The 19,239-nt window shown below is 47.0% G+C and carries 18 protein-coding genes and 1 riboswitch; of the genes, 7 read left to right on the forward strand and 11 right to left on the reverse strand.

The window, feature by feature from the left end; translation table 11 throughout:
- Positions 1 to 287 precede the first annotated feature (287 nt).
- Together IDJ77_RS18145 and IDJ77_RS18150 are read right to left on the reverse strand one after the other, a co-directional pair.
- Positions 288 to 1,886: an FAD-dependent monooxygenase gene (locus tag IDJ77_RS18145; protein ID WP_191190395.1), complete on the reverse strand. Its 1,599-nt coding sequence runs from the start codon at positions 1,884 to 1,886 to the stop codon at positions 288 to 290.
- A gap of 7 nt (positions 1,887 to 1,893) precedes the next feature.
- The gene (locus tag IDJ77_RS18150) at positions 1,894 to 2,601 is read right to left on the reverse strand and encodes an SAM-dependent methyltransferase (RefSeq protein ID WP_191190396.1); all 708 of its coding nucleotides are present in this window, start codon (positions 2,599 to 2,601) and stop codon (positions 1,894 to 1,896) included.
- A 55-nt stretch (positions 2,602 to 2,656) separates the two neighbouring features.
- On the opposite strand from IDJ77_RS18150, the gene IDJ77_RS18155 reads away from it, so the two are divergent.
- Positions 2,657 to 3,373: a hypothetical protein gene (locus IDJ77_RS18155; RefSeq protein ID WP_191190397.1), complete on the forward strand. Its 717-nt coding sequence runs from the start codon at positions 2,657 to 2,659 to the stop codon at positions 3,371 to 3,373.
- Positions 3,374 to 3,578: 205 nt separating this feature from the next.
- Here the strand turns inward: IDJ77_RS18155 and IDJ77_RS18160 are convergent, their stop codons facing one another.
- The 5 genes from IDJ77_RS18160 to IDJ77_RS18180 all read right to left on the reverse strand — a co-directional run bounded on the left by IDJ77_RS18160 (position 3,579) and on the right by IDJ77_RS18180 (position 8,568).
- Positions 3,579 to 4,835 (reverse strand): pyridoxal phosphate-dependent aminotransferase, encoded by a 1,257-nt coding sequence (locus tag IDJ77_RS18160; protein ID WP_191190398.1) that lies wholly within the window; start codon positions 4,833 to 4,835, stop codon positions 3,579 to 3,581.
- Between the two features lie 163 nt (positions 4,836 to 4,998).
- Complete coding sequence (locus tag IDJ77_RS18165) at positions 4,999 to 5,733, reverse strand: acyl-CoA desaturase (RefSeq protein ID WP_191190399.1); 735 nt, start codon at positions 5,731 to 5,733, stop codon at positions 4,999 to 5,001.
- 152 nt (positions 5,734 to 5,885) lie between these two features.
- Positions 5,886 to 6,347 carry a ferritin-like domain-containing protein gene (locus tag IDJ77_RS18170; RefSeq protein ID WP_191190400.1) on the reverse strand — a complete coding sequence of 154 codons (462 nt, stop codon included), beginning with the start codon at positions 6,345 to 6,347 and terminating at the stop codon, positions 5,886 to 5,888.
- 200 nt (positions 6,348 to 6,547) lie between these two features.
- Positions 6,548 to 7,297: a glycosyltransferase family 2 protein gene (locus tag IDJ77_RS18175; RefSeq protein WP_191190401.1), complete on the reverse strand. Its 750-nt coding sequence runs from the start codon at positions 7,295 to 7,297 to the stop codon at positions 6,548 to 6,550.
- Complete coding sequence (locus IDJ77_RS18180) at positions 7,294 to 8,568, reverse strand: glycosyltransferase family 4 protein (RefSeq protein ID WP_191190402.1); 1,275 nt, start codon at positions 8,566 to 8,568, stop codon at positions 7,294 to 7,296. The genes IDJ77_RS18175 and IDJ77_RS18180 overlap by 4 nt, the downstream gene beginning before the upstream one ends.
- A gap of 112 nt (positions 8,569 to 8,680) precedes the next feature.
- Between IDJ77_RS18180 and IDJ77_RS18185 the strand changes: the two genes are divergently transcribed.
- Positions 8,681 to 9,214 carry a DapH/DapD/GlmU-related protein gene (locus IDJ77_RS18185; RefSeq protein ID WP_191190403.1) on the forward strand — a complete coding sequence of 178 codons (534 nt, stop codon included), beginning with the start codon at positions 8,681 to 8,683 and terminating at the stop codon, positions 9,212 to 9,214.
- The gene (locus tag IDJ77_RS18190) at positions 9,214 to 9,960 is read left to right on the forward strand and encodes a class I SAM-dependent methyltransferase (RefSeq protein ID WP_191190404.1); all 747 of its coding nucleotides are present in this window, start codon (positions 9,214 to 9,216) and stop codon (positions 9,958 to 9,960) included. Before IDJ77_RS18185 ends, IDJ77_RS18190 begins: the two co-directional genes overlap by 1 nt.
- Positions 9,961 to 10,172: 212 nt before the next feature.
- On the opposite strand, the gene IDJ77_RS18195 is transcribed toward IDJ77_RS18190, so the two are convergent.
- Complete coding sequence (locus tag IDJ77_RS18195; protein ID WP_191190405.1) at positions 10,173 to 11,237, reverse strand: branched-chain amino acid aminotransferase; 1,065 nt, start codon at positions 11,235 to 11,237, stop codon at positions 10,173 to 10,175.
- 105 nt (positions 11,238 to 11,342) lie between these two features.
- Here IDJ77_RS18195 and IDJ77_RS18200 point away from each other — a divergent pair, with 105 nt between their 5' ends.
- Positions 11,343 to 11,801 carry a hypothetical protein gene (locus IDJ77_RS18200; RefSeq protein ID WP_191190406.1) on the forward strand — a complete coding sequence of 153 codons (459 nt, stop codon included), beginning with the start codon at positions 11,343 to 11,345 and terminating at the stop codon, positions 11,799 to 11,801.
- A gap of 61 nt (positions 11,802 to 11,862) precedes the next feature.
- On the opposite strand, the gene IDJ77_RS18205 is transcribed toward IDJ77_RS18200, so the two are convergent.
- Positions 11,863 to 12,816: a tryptophan 2,3-dioxygenase family protein gene (locus IDJ77_RS18205; protein WP_191190407.1), complete on the reverse strand. Its 954-nt coding sequence runs from the start codon at positions 12,814 to 12,816 to the stop codon at positions 11,863 to 11,865.
- A 73-nt stretch (positions 12,817 to 12,889) separates the two neighbouring features.
- Positions 12,890 to 12,954: riboswitch (Fluoride riboswitch) on the forward strand.
- Between the two features lie 23 nt (positions 12,955 to 12,977).
- Here IDJ77_RS18205 and IDJ77_RS18210 point away from each other — a divergent pair.
- The gene (locus IDJ77_RS18210; RefSeq protein WP_191190408.1) at positions 12,978 to 14,315 is read left to right on the forward strand and encodes a voltage-gated chloride channel family protein; all 1,338 of its coding nucleotides are present in this window, start codon (positions 12,978 to 12,980) and stop codon (positions 14,313 to 14,315) included.
- A gap of 70 nt (positions 14,316 to 14,385) precedes the next feature.
- Complete coding sequence (locus IDJ77_RS18215; protein WP_191190409.1) at positions 14,386 to 14,856, forward strand: universal stress protein; 471 nt, start codon at positions 14,386 to 14,388, stop codon at positions 14,854 to 14,856.
- A gap of 56 nt (positions 14,857 to 14,912) precedes the next feature.
- Here the strand turns inward: IDJ77_RS18215 and IDJ77_RS18220 are convergent, their stop codons facing one another.
- Complete coding sequence (locus IDJ77_RS18220; RefSeq protein ID WP_191190410.1) at positions 14,913 to 16,202, reverse strand: HAD-IB family phosphatase; 1,290 nt, start codon at positions 16,200 to 16,202, stop codon at positions 14,913 to 14,915.
- Positions 16,203 to 16,379: 177 nt separating this feature from the next.
- Between IDJ77_RS18220 and IDJ77_RS18225 the strand changes: the two genes are divergently transcribed.
- Positions 16,380 to 18,035, forward strand: a complete 1,656-nt coding sequence (locus IDJ77_RS18225) for a M28 family metallopeptidase (RefSeq protein ID WP_191190411.1) — start codon at positions 16,380 to 16,382, stop codon at positions 18,033 to 18,035.
- A 389-nt stretch (positions 18,036 to 18,424) separates the two neighbouring features.
- Here the strand turns inward: IDJ77_RS18225 and IDJ77_RS18230 are convergent, their stop codons facing one another.
- The gene (locus IDJ77_RS18230; protein WP_191190412.1) at positions 18,425 to 19,201 is read right to left on the reverse strand and encodes an SDR family oxidoreductase; all 777 of its coding nucleotides are present in this window, start codon (positions 19,199 to 19,201) and stop codon (positions 18,425 to 18,427) included.
- Positions 19,202 to 19,239: the final 38 nt, after the last annotated feature.

A 19,239-nucleotide genomic window follows, 5' to 3' on the forward strand; every position in this document is an offset into this window, starting at 1 on the left:
TTATATATTAGCTATATCCCCCGCCCCGGCTCTGTAAAGGAGTTGGGGCTTTTTTGTGGAAGGTTTCAGCAGAATGGCGTTGCCTTCGGCCCGCGCTATCCGTTACAAGTCCGCACTTCGCTGCGCTGCGTTTACGGGCTTTCCACTTCTATCCCTAACGCAAAGAGTTGTCTGAACCTTGATTTACGGGATTGACAGATTGCCTTGATTTTTAGCTTCAAGTAATCCTATAATCAGGAAAATCATGGTTCAGAAAAATTGAGGAGGGCGTGGCGGATTGTGTGTTTTTACGCTGTAAACCCAACCACATCCCTCAAATAATTATCCATCAGTTCAATATCTACAGCATCATTCATATACCCGATGTGCATATCCGGGCGGATGATGAGGGCTTTGCGCTGCCCGGGGCGAATCTCAAACGCATCGAGGATATGCTGGTTCTTTTCAGATGGGGGCAGGTGGAAGAAGTTGAGTGTTTGGTTATACCGCTGGGTTATCCATTTGGCCAGGGCAAACAGGTAATTTTCTTGTATTATTCCAATAGTGACAAGCGTGAAACCGGGCTTGCTGCACCAGGCGTGGATATCTGTTTTTTCTTGCTTCTTCTTGTCGAAGATCTCAAGGTAAGGGAGCCGGTCGCCGGCTTTGATTTGGGAATTATGGCTGAGGTGCAGGTTCAGTTTGCTGTCGCGATAGTTGATACCCGTTTGCGATACGCCTTTAAAAAATGCCGTTCGCATTTTGTCCTTCTTCCAAAAGAACTTAAGCGCCGGCGGAACGATGAAGCGTTTGATAAAATTACTAAACAAACTCTGCGAGGTAACCATGTTAAACACCTTATCGGTGCTGTTGAGCAGATCGCGGGCAACAGGCATCCGCTCTTCCGCGTAGCTGTTTAATATGCCGGGGGCAAACTGTCTGTTTACTACGCCCGCCAGTTTCCAGGCGAGGTTGTATGCATCCTGCAGGCCGGTATTCATACCCTGGCCGCCAACCGGCGAATGGATATGCGCAGCATCGCCCACCAAAAAGCAGCGGCCATCGTTAAATTTATCGGCCATTCGGTGGTGCAGCTTATAAATGGTGAACCAGTTTACCTGTTCCACATCCAGCGGCAGGGCGGTTATCGCGCGTAAGTGAGGCAATACATCATCAAAAGTTTTTTCCGCATCATTATCCAATATAGCGGGCAGGTTGCCAACTACCCTGAAGTTACCTGCTTCAGGCATCAGGAAAAACCCCGCAAAGCCTTTGCCGGACAGATACAGGTGTACAAAATCGTCTGTAAAGGCATTGTTTATCTTCACATCGGCCAGGTAAAATTTATGCTGGTAAGTGTCACCGTTAAATGCTATCCCCAATTGCTTGCGCACCACGCTATGCGCGCCATCGGCACCTATAACATAATTGCAGGTAAGGGTTTGGGTGTTACCGCCGGTTTCCAACTCTGCCTCCACGCCATCAGCTGTTTGCTTTAATGCAACAAGCGAGGTTTGCCAATAAACGGGGCAACAGTTTAAGGTAAGGTGGTCCAGTAAAACGCGTTCGTTTTTGCTTTGCGGAAACATTAAAACATAAGGGTAAGGCGTTTGCCCGGTGCCCGCATTTCGCAATGGCAGGCTGGCAATAACTTCCTCTCCGCGATGCAGCATAGCGCCGCCCGCGGGCTTCCCCTCTTTTAATACCTGGGCTATAACACCCATTTGTCGATAGATCTCCAGCGAACGGGCCTGCACGGCTAATGCTTTAGAATGATTGGTTGGGCCCTGCCGGGTATCAATAATGGTAGGGATAACCCCGTAGCGCAGCAATTGGGCGGCCATCATCAGCCCCGAAGGGCCGGCGCCTACAATCAGTACCTCGGTATGTTTTGGCAGGGCTATCATCAGTTCATCAGGCGTGGAAGAGTAAGAAAATAGCCGGGCGCTTGCGCAGATCGGGCACTTGTTTCTTCCAGTCGCCTATGCTCATGGTTTTTATAAATTCGGTAGACGCTGTAATATCACAGGCAATGCAAAGCCTTGTTTGTGGCTTGCAGGCTTTCAGTACATCATCCAGCATGCTATCGTTACGGAAGGGTGTTTCGATGAACAGCTGCGTTTGGTTCTTCTCGGCCAAGGCTTCCAGTTCTTTTATTTTTTTGGCGCGCTCCACTTTATCAATGGGGATATAGCCGTGGAAAGTAAAGCTTTGTCCGCTAAACCCGGAAGCCATCAGCGCCAATAATAGCGAACTTGGCCCCACCAATGGCACTACTTTAATGCCTTTGCGGTGCGCTTCGGCTACAATATCTGCGCCGGGGTCGGCAATTCCCGGGCATCCGGCTTCGCTCATTAAACCAACGTCGTTACCGGCCATCAAACCTGCAAAGAACTCTTTTAAGCCACTGTCGCGGTTGTGTTTGCCATAGTCGTGGATCACCAGTTCGCTTTGCGGGGTTTTCAGCCCGGCCTCTTTTAAAAAGCGGCGGGCGGTTTTTTCGTTCTCTACAATGTACTCTTTTACCGCGTTGATGGTATCTACGAGGTAGGGAGTAAATGATTTTGCCGAGGCGGCATCGGCGAGGGGTACGGGTATTAAAAAAAGCGTTCCTGGTTGCATTATGCAAATTGACGTTTTTTATTTAATTTAAGCTAATCGTAAAACTGTTTAAAGTATGAAATCATTAGGCATCAACTGGTTCATAGAAGGCTCGATAGATTTTGAGCACAAAAAATACATTTTGCTGGATTATTTGCAGGAGATAAACCGCCATTTTGATAAGAGCAGGCTATACCCCAACCTTACCGACCTGATATTTCATTACAACAACCTGCTCGATTTTAAGAACAATAAAAGCGCTCTGCAACAGGCTTTTCCGCAACGGCTCACCAAGGCCGATATTGAAGCTGTGAAACTAACCTATCAAAAAATAGTACAGGATGATACATCGATGGCGGAGATAGAAAGCATTATTTACTACGCCCTCAGCAAAATGAACCCGGCCATACAAACGGGCATGGAGATCTACGATTTCGTGGAAAGCCGCCTCAATATCGACCCAATAGGGCTGGTACCGCTGATGCCCTATCACGGTTATTTTAGCTTACGGAATGGCAAGGAACGTACCAATTACATCTACGAATACCAGGTGACCATTTTCGAGAACAAAGACGACAAGTTTCGCGGCATCAACGTACAGTTTATTGATACCTACGAGCAAAGTATCACCACCACGCCGGAATATATTAAGCTTGATCTGATCCGCCGGCACAAGCACCTGCCCAACCCGGCGGTGTATTATGTGCAAAGCGATATTGCGTTTCCGCTGGAGCAAACTTTATTGCCCGTAGCTAAAAGGAGTTTGGTGAAGTATATATCGAGCGTAGCGTAGCTTGGTTGGCAGTTTGTAGCGGGCTTTAGCAGGAAGCAGTTAGTGCATAATTCCCATTTTGTCATTGCGAGCGAAGCGCGGCAACCTCATGGGACATTTAGCAAACCTGCAAAGTAGCGACGCTCGTCCTATGAGATTGCCACGTCGCGCTCCCACACGGCCTCCCCGCCGCTCCTCGCAATGGCAATTCGGTTTGGGGTGTGGCTTATTTCAACTTCGCCAGCGCCGCTTTCACCCTTGGCAACAGATCCTTCATCTCCTGCAAGGTGCTTGCCCCAACAGATACGCGGAACCAGGCGCTATCATCGCCCGTACCGAATGCCGAGAACGGTACCAGGGCCACGCCTGCTTCTTTGATGAGGTAAAAATTTACATCGGCAGAGTTGGCCAGTATTTTGCCATCTGCTGTGGTTTTGCCTATATAATCAACTTTCACAGTAAGGTAGATAGCACCCATCGGTTCGATAGAATCTATGCTAAAACCTTCGCCCTTTAAAGCCTGGAAGCCTTCGTGCAGGGTATTCAGGCTTGCCTGGATGTCTGCCTTTAACTTGTCGAGGAAAGTATCCACAACAGGCTCATTCTTCAAATATTCTGCCATGGCAACCTGCTCTGCCTTGGGCGACCAGGCACCCATGTGGCCAACAATGGCTTTCATGTTGTTGATGATCTCGGCCGGGCCAAAGCCCCAGCCTACGCGTACACCCGTTGCTGCAAAGCATTTAGAACCGCCATCTACAAACACGGTGTAATCCCTTAATTCCGGGCGCAGGGTGATCGGGTCGTAATGTTTGTGTTCGCCGAAGGTGAGTTGAGAGTAGATCTGGTCGTACAGCAGGTACAATGGTTTTTGATCTGCGGGGCGGCTTTTGTTTTCGGCTATTACCAGGTCGCAAATTTCTTCCAGGTCCTTTTTGCTGAACATGGTGCCGGTAGGGTTCAATGGCGAGCAAAGGGCCAGCAAAGTCGCTCCTTTTAAATGCGGGCGCAGTTCATCTGCTGTTGGCATAAAATTATTTTCGGCACGGGTGGGCACGATAAGCTTTTCGGCGCCGGTAAGATCGCAATAGTGGTTGTTGTTCCATGATGGTGCCGGAAAAACCACCCAATCGCCCGGATCAACCAGGGCTAAATAGGTAGAATAGATCAGCGGGCGTGAACCACCCGAGATCAATATTTCGTTGGCACCATATTCCAGACCCATGCGGCTTTTTAAAAAGCCCGATACGCTTTCGCGCAGGCTCAGCATCCCATCCGCGGGCGGGTAGTTGGTTTGGTTATGGTTATAGGCATCAATAATGCCGTCCTTCAGTTCGGTAGGGATAGGGTAAATATCAGCGTCGAAATCGCCGATGGTGAGGTTGGCAATGTTTTGGCCTTGTTTTTTTAATTCGTTTATTTCGCCTGCTATTTTTATAATTTCAGAGCCGCTTAAATTCTGCGCTAATACCGATACTTTCATTATAGATTTTTTACGAAGGGCAAATATAAGGTAAAAGGTGAAAGGTTAAGGGTAAAAGGTTGGCTTTCTTGCTCAATGGCTTTGCATCCTCAGCCGGTAAGTATATAACAGAAAAGGCGAAAGAATTTACCTTTCGCCTTTTACCTTTATCCTTTCACCTAAACTATAGATACGCCTTTCGGAGCCGGATGATCCTGGCCCAGTGCATGAGTTTCATTATCGGGTACACGGGGTCTATCTCGAACCATTTAGCGCCAAAGTTTGCATTGTTTGGGCGCTTGTGGTGATTGTTCTGGAATAATTCACCCAGCATAAAAAAGTCGAACGGGGTGGTGTTTTTTGATTTGTCGTTATTATCAAAGTTAGCGTAACCGTATTTGTGGCCGCACCAGTTTACAATTGCACCGTGGATAGGGCCCATCATAAAGTGAATAGGGATCAGCAAGAACATCCACCATGCGGTAGCAAACTGCACGTAAAAGGCTACATATAAACCACCGAATACCAAGCGGGAGATAATGGAAGAACCAATATAATCGAGGAATTTCCACTCGGGGTAATTGCCTTTAAAGCGTTCTTCCGGTTCTTTTAAACGTTTAATATGGTCGCGGTAGCTTAACACGGTGTGCCACATCATTTGGAAAACATCCGTAAAAAAGTGTGGTGAGTGCGGGTCTTTTTCGGTATCGCTATATGCATGATGCTCGCGGTGCATAATGGCATAAGCTCTGGGGTTTAAAAATGATGAACCCTGGAAAATATACGTCATGATGTAGAAGGTGCGCTCGAAAAATATATTGGTAGTAAACATTTTATGAGAGGCGTACCTATGCAGAAAGAACGTTTGAAAGAACAGGGATAAAAACCAGTGAGCCAGGAAGAAGATAAGTATGATCACAGCGTAAAAAAATTAATGTAGAAGTATTATTTATAATGATTACAAATATAACGATAAAAATCTTTCGTTGGATTTATAAATGTGTATTCGTTTTAAAAAAATAAAAAAAGCCGCACGGTTTACCGTGCGGCTCCTGTCAATAATGTGTTGATTTACACCTGTGCATCTCTTAAGGCCTTGATGGTATCGTGGCCTTCGTTTATAACTTGCTGTTGCGTTGCAATTAAAGCGCTGTGCTCTGGCAATAAGCCGTTATCTTCGGTTAATGCATCGCGGTATGCTTTTTTAATCGCATCCTCGCCGCGTTCGCATTCTGATAAGATCGCTTTACGGTCGTGACCGGTAAATGTAGCTTTTACATCTATCCAGGCGCGGTGCAAAGTGCCGGTTACGGTATTGCCGGTTTCTAATTCGCCACCTATTTGGCCTACTGCTGCGCTTAGCTCCTGCACGTTTTGACGGCTATCGCTGGCAAATTGTTCAAAAACAGCCTTCAGATCGATATCACCTTCGCCCAGGTCTTTACCTGCACGTGTGAATCCATCTATACGGTCGTTATTGATCTCTATTAAGTCGTTTAATACTTCTAATGATTTTTCTGTGGTAGTTTCCATAGTAGTGTTTTCTTATTTGTTTGATAAGGTATATGCAACCGCCATGCCAATAATTAATTTGTAATTAAAAAAATTACAAGTTTAACATGGGCTTAGCATGCTTTAGCGAAATAAAACACGAAAATTGCTTAACGCAAAAAGGGGGGGGCACCTTTAAGGCGGAAGTTTAGGACAGTGTGTACTTTAATTTGGCAAGGGCGTTAATCATTCGTTCGCCGGTTTTTAAGCCAGTAAGCACCCAGGGCTATGGCGATAACGAGGTGGTTTAAAATGGTAGGTATTAGCCCGTAGTGCTTTTTCATAATAGCAAAACGCTCTTTTAAACTTTGGCGGTGTTTGGCTTTAGACATGCCGCCAACCAGGTACTTCGCCACGTAGCCTTCCACTTTAACTATCTTTTTTGCTTTTTTAGCCGCGCGGATGATCCAGTCGATATCGGCGCTCAATTGATAAGCCGGATTGTAGGGTGTTGTTAACGCCCTGCGGATGTAGATAGCCTGGTGACTTACACTCATGCCGTATTTAAAGCTTCGCCAACTAAATTTGCGCGGCGCTTTATGGCGGCGCTGACCAAGGCTTTCGCGGCGGGCATTCACCATTTCGGTTTCGCCGTAATAGATATCGGCACCATCGGCAGTGGCAAAAACTTTATCAACGGTATCGGCGGTGTAAAACTCATCGCCCGAGTTCATAAAGATCACATAATCGCCGGTAGCAATGGCCAGTCCTTTGTTCATGGCATCGTAAATGCCCTTATCCGGTTCGCTGATGAGTTTGGCGATGCGGCTTTTGTAGGTATTGATGATATCCAATGTGCCGTCGGTGGAGCCGCCGTCTATCACAATATATTCTATTGCCGGGTGGGTTTGGTTAAGCACCGAAAGCAGGGTGCGGCCAATATCGGCCACATTGTTGTATACAACGGTAATTACCGATAGGGTAGGCTTCATGCGTTCGCTCCTTTCAAAACTGATTGATAAAGGCTGATGTATTGCCCGGCTACTTTCTCGTTATTAAAATCGCGCAGCACCTTTTCGCGTGCCGCATCTGAGAGTATTGCGGGATTGGCGGCAGATAAAATGTAATTGATGCCTGCAGCCAGATCGGCCGAGGACTTAAAGGCAGCGAGGTAGCCGTTAACCTCATGATCTATCATATCGGGTATGCCGCCGGTATCAAAAGCAACTACCGGTGTGCCGCAGGCCATGGCCTCCATAATGGTGTTGGGCAGGTTGTCTTCTATCGATGGCAGCAGGAAAACATCGGCCAGGCTATAGATCTCGGCCAGGTCGCTTGCCGAAGTAATGATATTTAATTGATGTACACGGAAAGGCAGGGTAGCGGTATCAAAACGTTTGTTTTTACCAAAGATCACCATTTCCACGTTTTCCGTGCCGGGATAATTTTTAAGATAAGCTAAGGCTTCTACCAAATAAGCAAGCCCCTTGCGCCTGTCGGCAATGTTGGCCGCGCCAAACAGGATGATCTTTTTACCGGCATCGATCCCCCATTTCTTTCTTGCCTCATCCATCTTTCGCGGCGAAAAAAGTTCGGTATCAATAGGGTTGGGGATAGCCTGGATGCTCGCGTTTTTAAGCAGTGTGCTGGTTTTAGCCACCTCCCCCAGCCACCTGCTACAGGTTACAAAGGAGATATTTTTTGTATCGCCCAGTAGTTTGCTTTTGCGGAGCCAGCCGGTATGCGAAATATCGTCGGGCTTAGGATTGCGCAGGAAATAACAATTGCCGCATTCGTATTCGAAATGATTACAATCGCCGGCGTAGTGGCAGCCGCCGGTAAACATCCACATATCGTGCAGTGTCCAAACGATGGGTTTGTTTAATTTGATCAGCGTATCCAGATCGGCTATGGATAAAAAGCCGGAGTTGGTCCAGTGGATGTGCAGGATATCGGCATCCTTTATCACGGGATCATTGCTGATATCCGTACCGGCATTGGCTGTAGAGAAAGCAAAACGTACACTGCGATCCTTTGCCTTAAAGGCGATAAAGGGCAGCCGCTCGTAAAAAAAATCGAAATTGGAATGCAGTTTATCCAGTTTGTTTTTTTCTACCGAATATACTGCGGGTTCGTTGCGGTTTTTGTGCTGCACTACCATGGTTACCTCCACCTGCTGCAATTGCAGGGCTTTTAATAAGCGCATACAGGCTTCGGCGGCGCCCCCGCCCGAATCAGATGTGTTTATTAAGGCAACCTTCATTTGGTAACGTCATTTATCGGGGCAAGTATAATGATACTAAAATTAAAAATTTTACTTTTGAACGCTTCATCTTTTTCAACACGAAGCATCACAGCAAAATTAGCAGACAGGCATGAATTTTTTCGCGTATTTATTCCAGGATTGGCGGGCCAACCGGGGCAATATAAAAGCGCAGCTGGTGCTGTTTATGTTCAGGCTGGTAAATGCTATCAACCGCTATATGCTGCTCAAAATTATCTTTTTCCCGTACCTTATGTTCTACCGTTTTTTTGTAGAATGGAGCTTAGGGATCGAGCTTCCGCGCAAACTTACCGCCGGTAAAAACCTGGTGTTTTACCACGGGCAGGGGCTCGTTGTAAACTACGGCACCATCCTTGGCGAAAACTGCGTACTGCGCAACGGCGTTACCATCGGCCACAAAAAACTGGCGGATGGTAGCCATAGCAAGTGCCCGCAAATTGGCAATAATGTGGATATCGGCCCAAACGTTTGCATCATTGGTGATGTAACTATTGGCGATAATGTAGTAATAGGTGCCGGAGCGGTAGTAGTGAAAAATATCCCGGCAAACAGCATAGCAGTGGGCAACCCGGCACGGGTATTGGAAAAGAAAACAGGGGTTGCAACCCAAACTAACGATATTTAATGGACAATAATTTAACCGACAGGGCCTTCTGGAAATCGTTTTGGGAATCGAGGATAGGGCTGATATTTAAACTGAAACCCAATTATGTTTTTGGGGATATTTTAGGCAAGATCATTGCCAAAAAGGGTGCTAAAACCGCCATTGAATTGGGTGGTTTCCCGGGTTACTATGCCATCTACCTCAAAAAATATAAAGGATTAAAAACCACCCTGCTGGATTATTTTATCCACCCCGAACTGGTAAATCAACTGCTCGAAGCGAACGATCTGAAAGAAGGCGATATCGGTATCATTGAAGCTGATCTGTTTACCTGCCAACCTGCCGAAAAGTACGATATGGTGCTTTCCTTTGGCTTGATAGAGCACTTTAACGATACTAAATTCATCATTGGCGAGCACCTTAAATTTTTAAAGCCGGGCGGTACGCTGTTCATCACTCTGCCAAACTTTAAAAGCGTGAACGGATGGGTGCAGCGCAGCTTTGATAAAGAGAACTACGATAAGCACAACATTAACAGTATGGACCTCGCCCTGCTGAAAAGCAGCTGCGAAGCTTTAGGGCTGAAAAATGTGGAAGCTTATTACCACGGCAAATTTTCGGTATGGCTGGAGAATAAATCCGAACAAACCGCTGTTGCCAAATTGCTGATGAAAACCATTTGGGTAGCCGGGAAAGTGTTTACCAAGGTTATCCCGGTGGAGAGTAAAGCGCTGTCGCCTTATATTGTGGTGAAGGCGGAGATGTAAACTATCCTAAGCTTCTTGTCATCTCGAGGGAAGCGCAGCGACGAGAGATCTTGTTAGATATGCAAGGTAGCGAGCTTTGCATGTTCGCCTTGCATATCTAACAAGATTTCTCCCTCGCTATCGCTTGGTTCGAAATGACATACAGGTAAGATAAAAGCAACAAAAAAAGCCCCGCAATTTCTTGCAGGGCTCCAGATATCTGAAACTAAAAATTAAACAACGTAGTTCCAGCCGTGGGTATCGGGCGTGGTGCCGTATTTAATGGCATCCAGCGTGTTGAATACACGTTTAGAAAACTCCCGTGTTTCCGGATCGCTCAGGAAGTATTCTTCACCGTTGTAGCTGATAGAGCCTACAGGCGCGATGGTTGCGGCGGTACCGGCACCAAAAGCATCGGTTAATTTGCCGTTTTTGGCACCTTCAATAATTTCGGCAACAGAAACCTTACGTTCTTCAACGGTGATGCCCCACTCTTTGGCTAAAGCAATAACCGTATCGCGGGTTACACCATCCAAAATAGTGTTACCAGCCTCGGCGGTGATCAGTTTACCATCTAACAGGAACATCGCGTTAGCGGCACCCATTTCCTCAATGTAAGCGTGGTCCTTGGCATCCGTCCAGATCAGTTGGTCGAAACCTTCTTCGGCAGCTTTGCGGGCTGGCAGCATAGACGAGCCGTAGTTACCTGCAGCTTTTGCATAACCCATACCGCCTTCGGCAGCGCGGGTATAATAGGTTTCTATTTTAACGCGCAATGTCTTAGAAAAATATGGGCCAACAGGGCCAAGCAATACTACAAATTTATAGGTAGCCGATGGCGTTACGCCCAGGTATGGGTCGGTAGCGAACATAAACGGCCTGATGTAAAGGGCGTGGTTCTCTTTGGTTGGGATCCAGTCGCGGTCGATATCTACCACGGCGGCAATACTCTGTACAAATATATCTTCGGGCAGCGTTGGCATACAAAGGCGCTCGGCCGATTTGTTAAAACGAATAGCATTTTTATCGGGGCGGAAAATAGTGACCGTACCATCGGCATGTTTGTAAGCTTTAATGCCTTCAAAAAAAGCCTGGCCATAATGCAGGGCAGAAATAGCAGGGCTCATGGCAATTGGGCCGTAAGGGACGATCTCGAAGTTTTTCCATTCGCCGTCGATGTAATCTGCCACAAGCATGTGGTCAGAAAAAGTGCGCCCAAAGGGCAGATTGTCAAAATCGGTTTGTGCTAAACGCGATTGTGATGTTTTGGTAAGTTTGATGTCCAGAGTTTCGGTCATGGCAGTACGTGTTATCCTAAAAATGGCAAGTTAAAAAATTTTCGCCTGATTTTTCACTTTTTAAACTACTAAAGGTATATTAGTAGGCTTAAACCCTAAACAACCATGTCGAAATATGAACTGACCACGGAGGGCCGGCTTAAATTAAAGCGGGCGTGGACCATTAGCATCTTAGCTTCGTTTGCTGCTATCATAGGCGTTTTTTCTTACAGCCTGCTTTACCGCACCGGCGATGCCATAAGCGTAGCCGTTTTTGCAGTAATTTTGGCCGCACTTACAGGTTTTTTCTTTTACGGCCGCAAGAAATATTTTTTGAACACCGATAGCACCGAGCTTACCGTTGATGACGATAAAATTACGCTGCATGTATCGGGCCAGCCCGATGTTGCCATAGCGTTTGAGAATATCAGCCAGGTAAAACCCGCTAAGCAGGGTATCTACCTCATTAATAAATTCCCGTCGAAGAAATCATTATTTGTGATGAATAAGTTTGAATGTTTTGACGAGATCCAAAAGCTGGTAGCTGATCGTGTGAAGGAATACAGCATGTTAACCGTGCGCTAAAATTGATAAACAGGAGCAGCGCCCCTCTGCTACTGTACCATGGTGAAAGCGGCCCCCGCTGCTACAACCCGCTCACCACTTTTTCAACCCAACCTTTACCCCAGTCCTCCAACTCCTCTGCCGACCAAAGCGAAGGATAAAACACTCGTTTTTGAAAACGCGGAGGCAGATACTTTTGCCAGTTGGTACCACCCGTGGCTTTTATTTCCTCGGGTTCGCGGTGCAGATAGCGCACGGCAGATTTGTAATGCGAGAGCGGCCAGTTTACGTTTACATTAATATCCAGCTGTCTCAATTGTTCGGCCAATGCGGTAGTATTTTCGCCGTTTGCTGTAAGTTGTTTATACAAACTGTAAAAATTGGTGGTACTAACACTTTTGCCCAGTTCGATAAACGTTTTGGCGTACTTTTTTTCGAACTGTTTTAGGGTGAGCGTTTTTTTGCCGGTAGAAAGTTCGGTAGCGCCAAATTTCCAGTAGATGTGCTCAAATTGCTCATCGATAGTTGCACCGCGCAATTCTTCGCGCTGGTCCTTAGCCACCAGGTTGATAAAATCGGTAGCGTAGATCTCTATCATACGGTATTGCCCGCTTTGGAAACCGCTGGCAGGTAGTAACGACATGCGGAACTGCAGGAATTGCTCTTTCTCCATCCCATCCACCATAATTTCGAAGGAATTGGTAAGCGCCTCGAAATAGCGGTTAATGCGCTGCAAGCGTTTGGTGAAAAACTCTGCCGTTAATGGGGTGGCGGATGCAATTTGCTTGCACTCGTGCAAGCTCAGCTTAAAATATAGCTCCGTTATCTGGTGATACATGATGAAGATCTCTTCATCAGGGAAGGGTGTTTTTGGGCTTTGCAGGCTCAGCAAAGTATCCAGGTGGATGTAGTCCCAATAGGTTAAAAAATCGGCATGCAGCAAGCCATCCAGGTAGCTGCTCATATCCTGCCCCATGGCCTCGTATTTTTCCTGCAGCAGGGCTAATTTGTTTTCTATTTCGGGAGAGATACTCATTGGACAAAGATAAGAAGGATTTCGGATGTGGGATTTGAGATTTCCGAAATCCGAAATAAAAGATATATTTGCTACACACAAAGGCAATGGTGTTCTGCCTATTTGAACCGCTGCAAAGCTGATGACGCCTACCCAAATATTTATTTATTTGCATGTAGGTTATGTTTAAAAAATTCTTTTCTAATCAGTTCAATCTCTTAAAGTATCTTATCCGCTGGTCGGTGATCGTTATCCCCGTGGCTATTGCTATCGGCAGTATGGTAGCCTTGTTTTTATGGCTGCTTGGCTGGGCCATCCACTACAGGTTTGGGCATACGTGGCTGCTGTATTTGTTGCCATTGGCGGGTATTGTTATTCATTTGCTATACAAATGGTACGGCCAATCTGCCGAGCGGGGCAATAACCTCATTATCGACGAGATTCACCAACCCGGTGCCGGGGTGCCAAAACGCATGGCCCCGCTTATTTTAGTTACCACCGTTATTACCCACTTATTTGGCGGCTCTGCCGGGCGCGAAGGTACCGCCGTACAAATTGGCGGCAGCCTCGCTAACCTGTTTGCCGACTGGTTTAAACTGGACGAAGCCGATAAAAAAACCGTGCTAACAGCAGGCGTAGCGGCAGGTTTTGGCGCGGTATTCGGTACGCCCTTAACGGGTACCATCTTCGCGCTGGAGGTGATTGCCATTGGGCGTATTAACTATACAGCATTGCTGCCTTGTCTTATCGCCGGGCTTATCGGCGATATCACGGTATCGGCTTGGGGCGTTAAGCATACGCTATACCATGTAGATATTGTTGACACAGGCCAGGTGCTTTATGGCCAGCATTTACCGGTGAGTTTAATATTACTTGCCAAAGTGATAATCGCCGCGGCTGTTTTCGGCCTGGTAAGCATGGCCTTTGCCAATGCCGTGCATTTGGTTAAGAATGTTGCTTTAAAATGGATCAAAGTAAACTGGCTGGTGCTGGTTTGTGGTGGTTTACTCATCATAGGCCTAACTTATTTATTGGGCAGGCCCGATTATCTGAGCCTGGGTGTAGAACCGGAGTACCCCGGCGCCGTTACCATTGTATCGGCTTTTCAGCATGGCGGAAGCCTCGCGTTTAGCTGGTTATGGAAATTGATCTACACCGCAATAACTTTAGGCACGGGCTTTAAAGGTGGTGAGGTTACGCCACTATTTTATATAGGTGCTACCCTCGGCAATACGCTGGGCGAATTGATGAACGCACCTGTCGGCCTTTTTGCCGCGCTTGGCTTTATAGCGGTATTTGCCGGCGCTACCAATACACCTTTAGCCTGCACCCTAATGGGGATAGAACTTTTTGGGGGCGAGTACGCCCTGTTTTTTGCGGTGGCCTGTATTACAGCCTATTTTTTTAGCGGCGAAGGCGGCATTTATCCGGCACAGCGGGTAGCCCATGCCAAATTGCCCGCAGGCGAGGCGGCCAAACCTAAATACCTGCACAGGATGCTGGCAAAATATAAATTATAACGGCTGCATCTTTGCCAAAACATATTGCCTGCAAATTGTTTATTAAGCAATACCAAAAACCCTTACAACCATGCATATTAATAAGATCCTTATCGGTATAGACGACAGCAAATTTGCCGAGTACGCGGCCTCTTATGGCTTCGACCTTGCTAAAACATTCAACGCCCACGTGGGGCTGGTGCATATTGTAGAGCCAATGGTAACGCCGGTAACCACCAACGATACCATTACCGGGCTGCCTTTTCAGGATTCGGGCGTGAATGAGGTGGAACTACTCAACATACAGGAAGACATGAGCGATAACATTGTTAACCGCACCATAAAAAAATATGCAGGCAATTTGAAGGTTACGCATTTTAACGAATATGGTTCAACAGCCGATGGCATACTGCATTGCAGCAAGGAGTTTAAGGCTGATCTGATCGTTATAGGTACGCACAGCCGCACAGGGATCGACCGCCTGCTGATGGGCAGCGTAGCCGAAAGCGTAGTGCGCAGTTCTCAGGTGCCTGTACTGGTGGTGCCTTTGGTTAATAGTTGATGGTTCATAGTTCATGGCCGGAGCTCTTTTACTATGAACTATCATCCATGAACTGCCTAATAAAGCAGCCTAAACTTTATCGTCTGCTCAATAGCTTTCAATTCGTTTAGTACCCCTGCTTCGTAGCCGGTATTTACATCGGTGATAACGTAGCCTATCTGGCTGTTGGTCACCAAAAACTCGCCAACTATATTGATGTTGTGACGAGCGAAAACTTCGTTTATTTTGGCCAGGATACCCGGTACGTTCTTGTGGATGTGGATCAAACGGTGCGCGTTGTTGTTGCGCGGCGGCTGCAGATCGGGGAAGTTACAGCTCATGTGGGTACGGCCCTCATTCATAAAGGCGATAACCCTCTTGGGGATAAAGTCGGAATTGCGGGGGTTATCCTTCGGGTCGTCGAATATGATGATACCCGCGGCACAAGCGGCTTCGGATAATTTGCGACCTATCCTGCCGAAACAACCAATTACTTTAAGGCGGCCCGCATTCTGGATCTGCTCCGGAGTTGGCTGGTTGGCCTCGTCGCAGAATAATACACCTGCTTCGTCCAGGTACTTTTCTTCAATAATATCTTTATGGCGCAGGTTGTAGCCTTCGCGTTTCATCTGACCTAAAGCCTCGTCGTCAATATCACCAACTACTAAACACTTAATGCGATTTTTTGGGTAGGAGATAGCCCTTGGCAGCTTGTTGATGTACAAAAATTCATCAAAGCTTGGGGTAATGTGGTCGGCCTTTTCGGCTACAGATTTGCGTTCGATATTCTCGGTAAAGGCAAAGAATTTTTTGATCATGCCCGATTCCTTCAGCTGGAAATCGGAGTAACCATCACCTATACCAAAGATCTCTCCCGGCAGGTTAAGCTCTTTCAGCAATTTTACCTTGCCACCTTCTTGTGAGAGTGGGTTGGTACGGTCGTACCCTACAATATTGCCTTCCTCGTCAAACTCAAAAGTATTGGCGTAGATGTTTTCTTTTTTAATATGATACTCGGTAACAACCGGGATAATAAATTCCTTGAACCCGCCGGAAACGATGAGTACCTCATCCTGGTGGTTTTTAAAGAAAATGGTATTGCGCGAAAAAGAAGTAGATACCTTCTTCTTCAGGTGTGTGATCAGTTGTTTCAGATGGTCGCGGTTAGCGCATAATAGCTTTACCCGTGCCTGCAAACTTTCGGTGAACGAAAGGCGGCCCTCCATCGAAGCGTTGGTGAGGTCTTCTATTTGTTTGTAAATAGCCTCTCTGTCGGGGTGGTTTTTAAGGGAAATGCGGGCAAGTTCGTCAAGTGCTTCTACCTGGGTAAAGGTGCTATCGAAATCTATAATGAAATATTGGTCCATGGGATGCAAATCTGCTGAGCTGCAAAAGTGCAAATTTTTGAGTTAAGGAGGCGTTGGCAAAAAAGGTTATTTACCCACAGTGTTAATAACCAGCACTGCTGTCTTCTCCATCAAATAAATTACAAGCAAACAATCCGCGCCTTTTATATATTTGATTTTTAAACAGGCCTCAAACCCATGAAGATCAAATCCATTGCTTTTATTGCCCTTGCCGGCTTCGCAGCTTTTTTAGCAAGCTGTACATCTGATCAAAAAAAGGAAGCCGCCACCGCCACTGATACGGCCCTGGCTGCCGATATAAAACAGCATATAGCCGTTTTGGCCAACGACTCGCTGCTGGGCCGCAAGCCGTTTACGGCCGGCGAGGATAAAACTATCGCGTACATATCGTCGCAATTCAAAAAGCTTGGCCTGGAGCCGGGCAACAACGGCAGCTACTACCAGGATGTGCCGATGGTGGAGATAGGTCCTGCCGCTGCGCCGACCATGCAGATAACCGGCAAAGCAGCTATGGATGTAAAAAACACCATCGATTTTGTTGCCGCTACCCGCCAGGAACTGCCGTCGCTGGAGTTAAAAAACTCGCCGCTTGTTTTTGCGGGATATGGCATTGTAGCGCCCGAATATAAGTGGAACGATTACGCGGGCCTTGATGTAAAAGGCAAAACCGTTGTGGTGCTGGTGAACGATCCCGGCTTTAAAGCGCCCGAAAAATTATTTAAAGGCGATACCATGACCTACTATGGCCGCTGGACCTATAAATACGAGGAAGCCGCCCGCCAGGGTGCTGCCGGTGTGCTCATTGTTCATCAAACCGAACCAGCGAGCTACGGCTGGCAGGTGATCCAAAACAGCTTCACGGGTTCAAAACTATACTTAACCCAGGCTGATAAGCACATGAACCGTTGCAAGGTTGAGGGCTGGCTGAGCGAAGAGAGCGCCAAGAAACTGCTTGCAGGTGCCGGGATTACCGAAGATATGCGCGCTTATGCCCGCAAAAAAGATTTTAAGGGGATACCGTTGAATAGCTCGGTATCGGTAAGCTTAAAAAACAAACTGAAGTATTCTACTTCGCATAACGTGATAGCCACCCTTAAAGGCAGCACCGCGCCGGGCGAGTATATCTTATACACGGCTCACTGGGATCATTTTGGGGTTAAAATGCCGGCTATAAAAGGCGATAGCATTTACAACGGTGCTGTTGATAACGCCAGCGGTGTAGCGGCTATTTTAGCTGTTGCCAAAAAATTCACGCAGGGTAAGGATGTACCAAATCGCTCTATTGTTTTCCTGGCGGTTACAGCCGAGGAGCAGGGGCTTTTAGGATCTGAATATTACGGTACCCATCCTGTTTACCCGCTTAATAAAACAGTTGCCGACCTTAACATCGATGCATTATCTGATTTTGGCGAAACCTGCGACTTTTCTATCACCGGCAAAGGGCAAAACGATTTGGATGATTACGTAATAGCACTTACCAAACCTTACGGCTGGACGGTTGTAGGCGATAAAACACCGGGCTCGGGCAGTTACTACCGGTCGGATCATTTTAATTTTGCAAAGGTGGGCGTGCCGGCCTTAGATCTGCACAACGGTGCAAACTCCATAACAAAAGGCGAAGCCTACGGTACCGAACAACTGAAAGAGTACAACGATAATCGCTATCACCAGCCATCAGACAATTACAGCGACAGCATGAACACCCTGGGCATGGCCCAAACCACCGACCTGATGTATAAACTGGGCCAGCAACTGGGTAACGAAAGCACTTTCCCCGGTTGGAAAGCAGGTTCGGAGTTTAAGGCGATAAGAGAAAAATCAATGAAAAACTAATTTCACGAATTAGTCGAATTCCACGAATGAGAATAAATTAAGGCATTTGCTGCTTTGTTCTTATTCCTTGGATTATAGATCTTACCATCATGAAAAAGAAATTCTATATCGCCCTTTTGGTTAACTATTTTGGCCGTTATCGTGTTCATCATCACAAATTTTACACCCTACTTTCGGGGCAATAAGACGGCCGATTTCATGCAGGGTTTTTCAGGTGGATTAGCCGCAGGTGCCCTAATAGCAACCCTCAGTTGGGGTGTGCAGTGGAAACGGGAGAGAGATGCGCAGGCATCTGTTTAAAAGTCACGTTGTGATACGCTCAAACGGCAATTGCAGAGCAAAATAATGGCAATTCGTGAAATTCGCCTAATTCGTGAAATTTGTGTTAATTAATATATAGCCCTGCTTGCACCACCATCCACCTGTATGGTTTGCCCGCTGATATAGCTTGCTTGCTCAGAAGCTAAGAATGCTACCAGTGCTGCAAGTTCCTGAGGATCGCCTATGCGGCCGAGGGGGATGCTTTTAGCTTTATCCTTCATGGCCTGTTCGGTATCAACATCTTTAGGCAGGGTGTGCTTTATCCGGTCGGTGAGGATCAGTCCCGGTGCAACATTGTTTACGGTGATGTTATAGAGGCCAAATTCATCGGCCATCAGTTTAGCCATACCCACCACACCCATCCGCATGGCGGTAGAGAGCACCGAGCCGGCCAGCACCGCCTTTACCGATCCGCTGATGATATTGATAATACGCCCGCTACCGCTTTGTTTCATATAAGGCAGTACCAGTTTACTGGTGCGCGCCACACTCATCAGGTTGAGGTTAAATGCCTGCAGCCATTGCTCGTCATCAATGTTTTCAAATTTATCAAAGGGCGGGCCGCCGGCGTTATTCAGCAAGATATCTATCCGGCCAAAGGTATCGGCGGCTTGTTTTACAAAAGCTGCAATTTGGCCCGCGTCAGCTACATCAACGGTTAGGGCCAGCACCGGGTTGCCGGTAAGCTTTGTTATTTCGGCAGCGGTGTTATCCAACTCCGTTTTATCGCGCGAGCCTATCACCACTATCGCGCCCTCAGCAGATAAGGCGGTGCCAATAGCTTTGCCCAGGCCCTTGCTTGCCGCAAGTACCAGGGCCACTTTATTATGCAGTTTCAGATCCATAAGTATGCAATGATAGCTATTTACGCATTAGGCTCATC

It is taken from the genome of Mucilaginibacter pankratovii, from assembly GCF_014773265.1.
Classification (GTDB): domain Bacteria; phylum Bacteroidota; class Bacteroidia; order Sphingobacteriales; family Sphingobacteriaceae; genus Mucilaginibacter; species Mucilaginibacter pankratovii.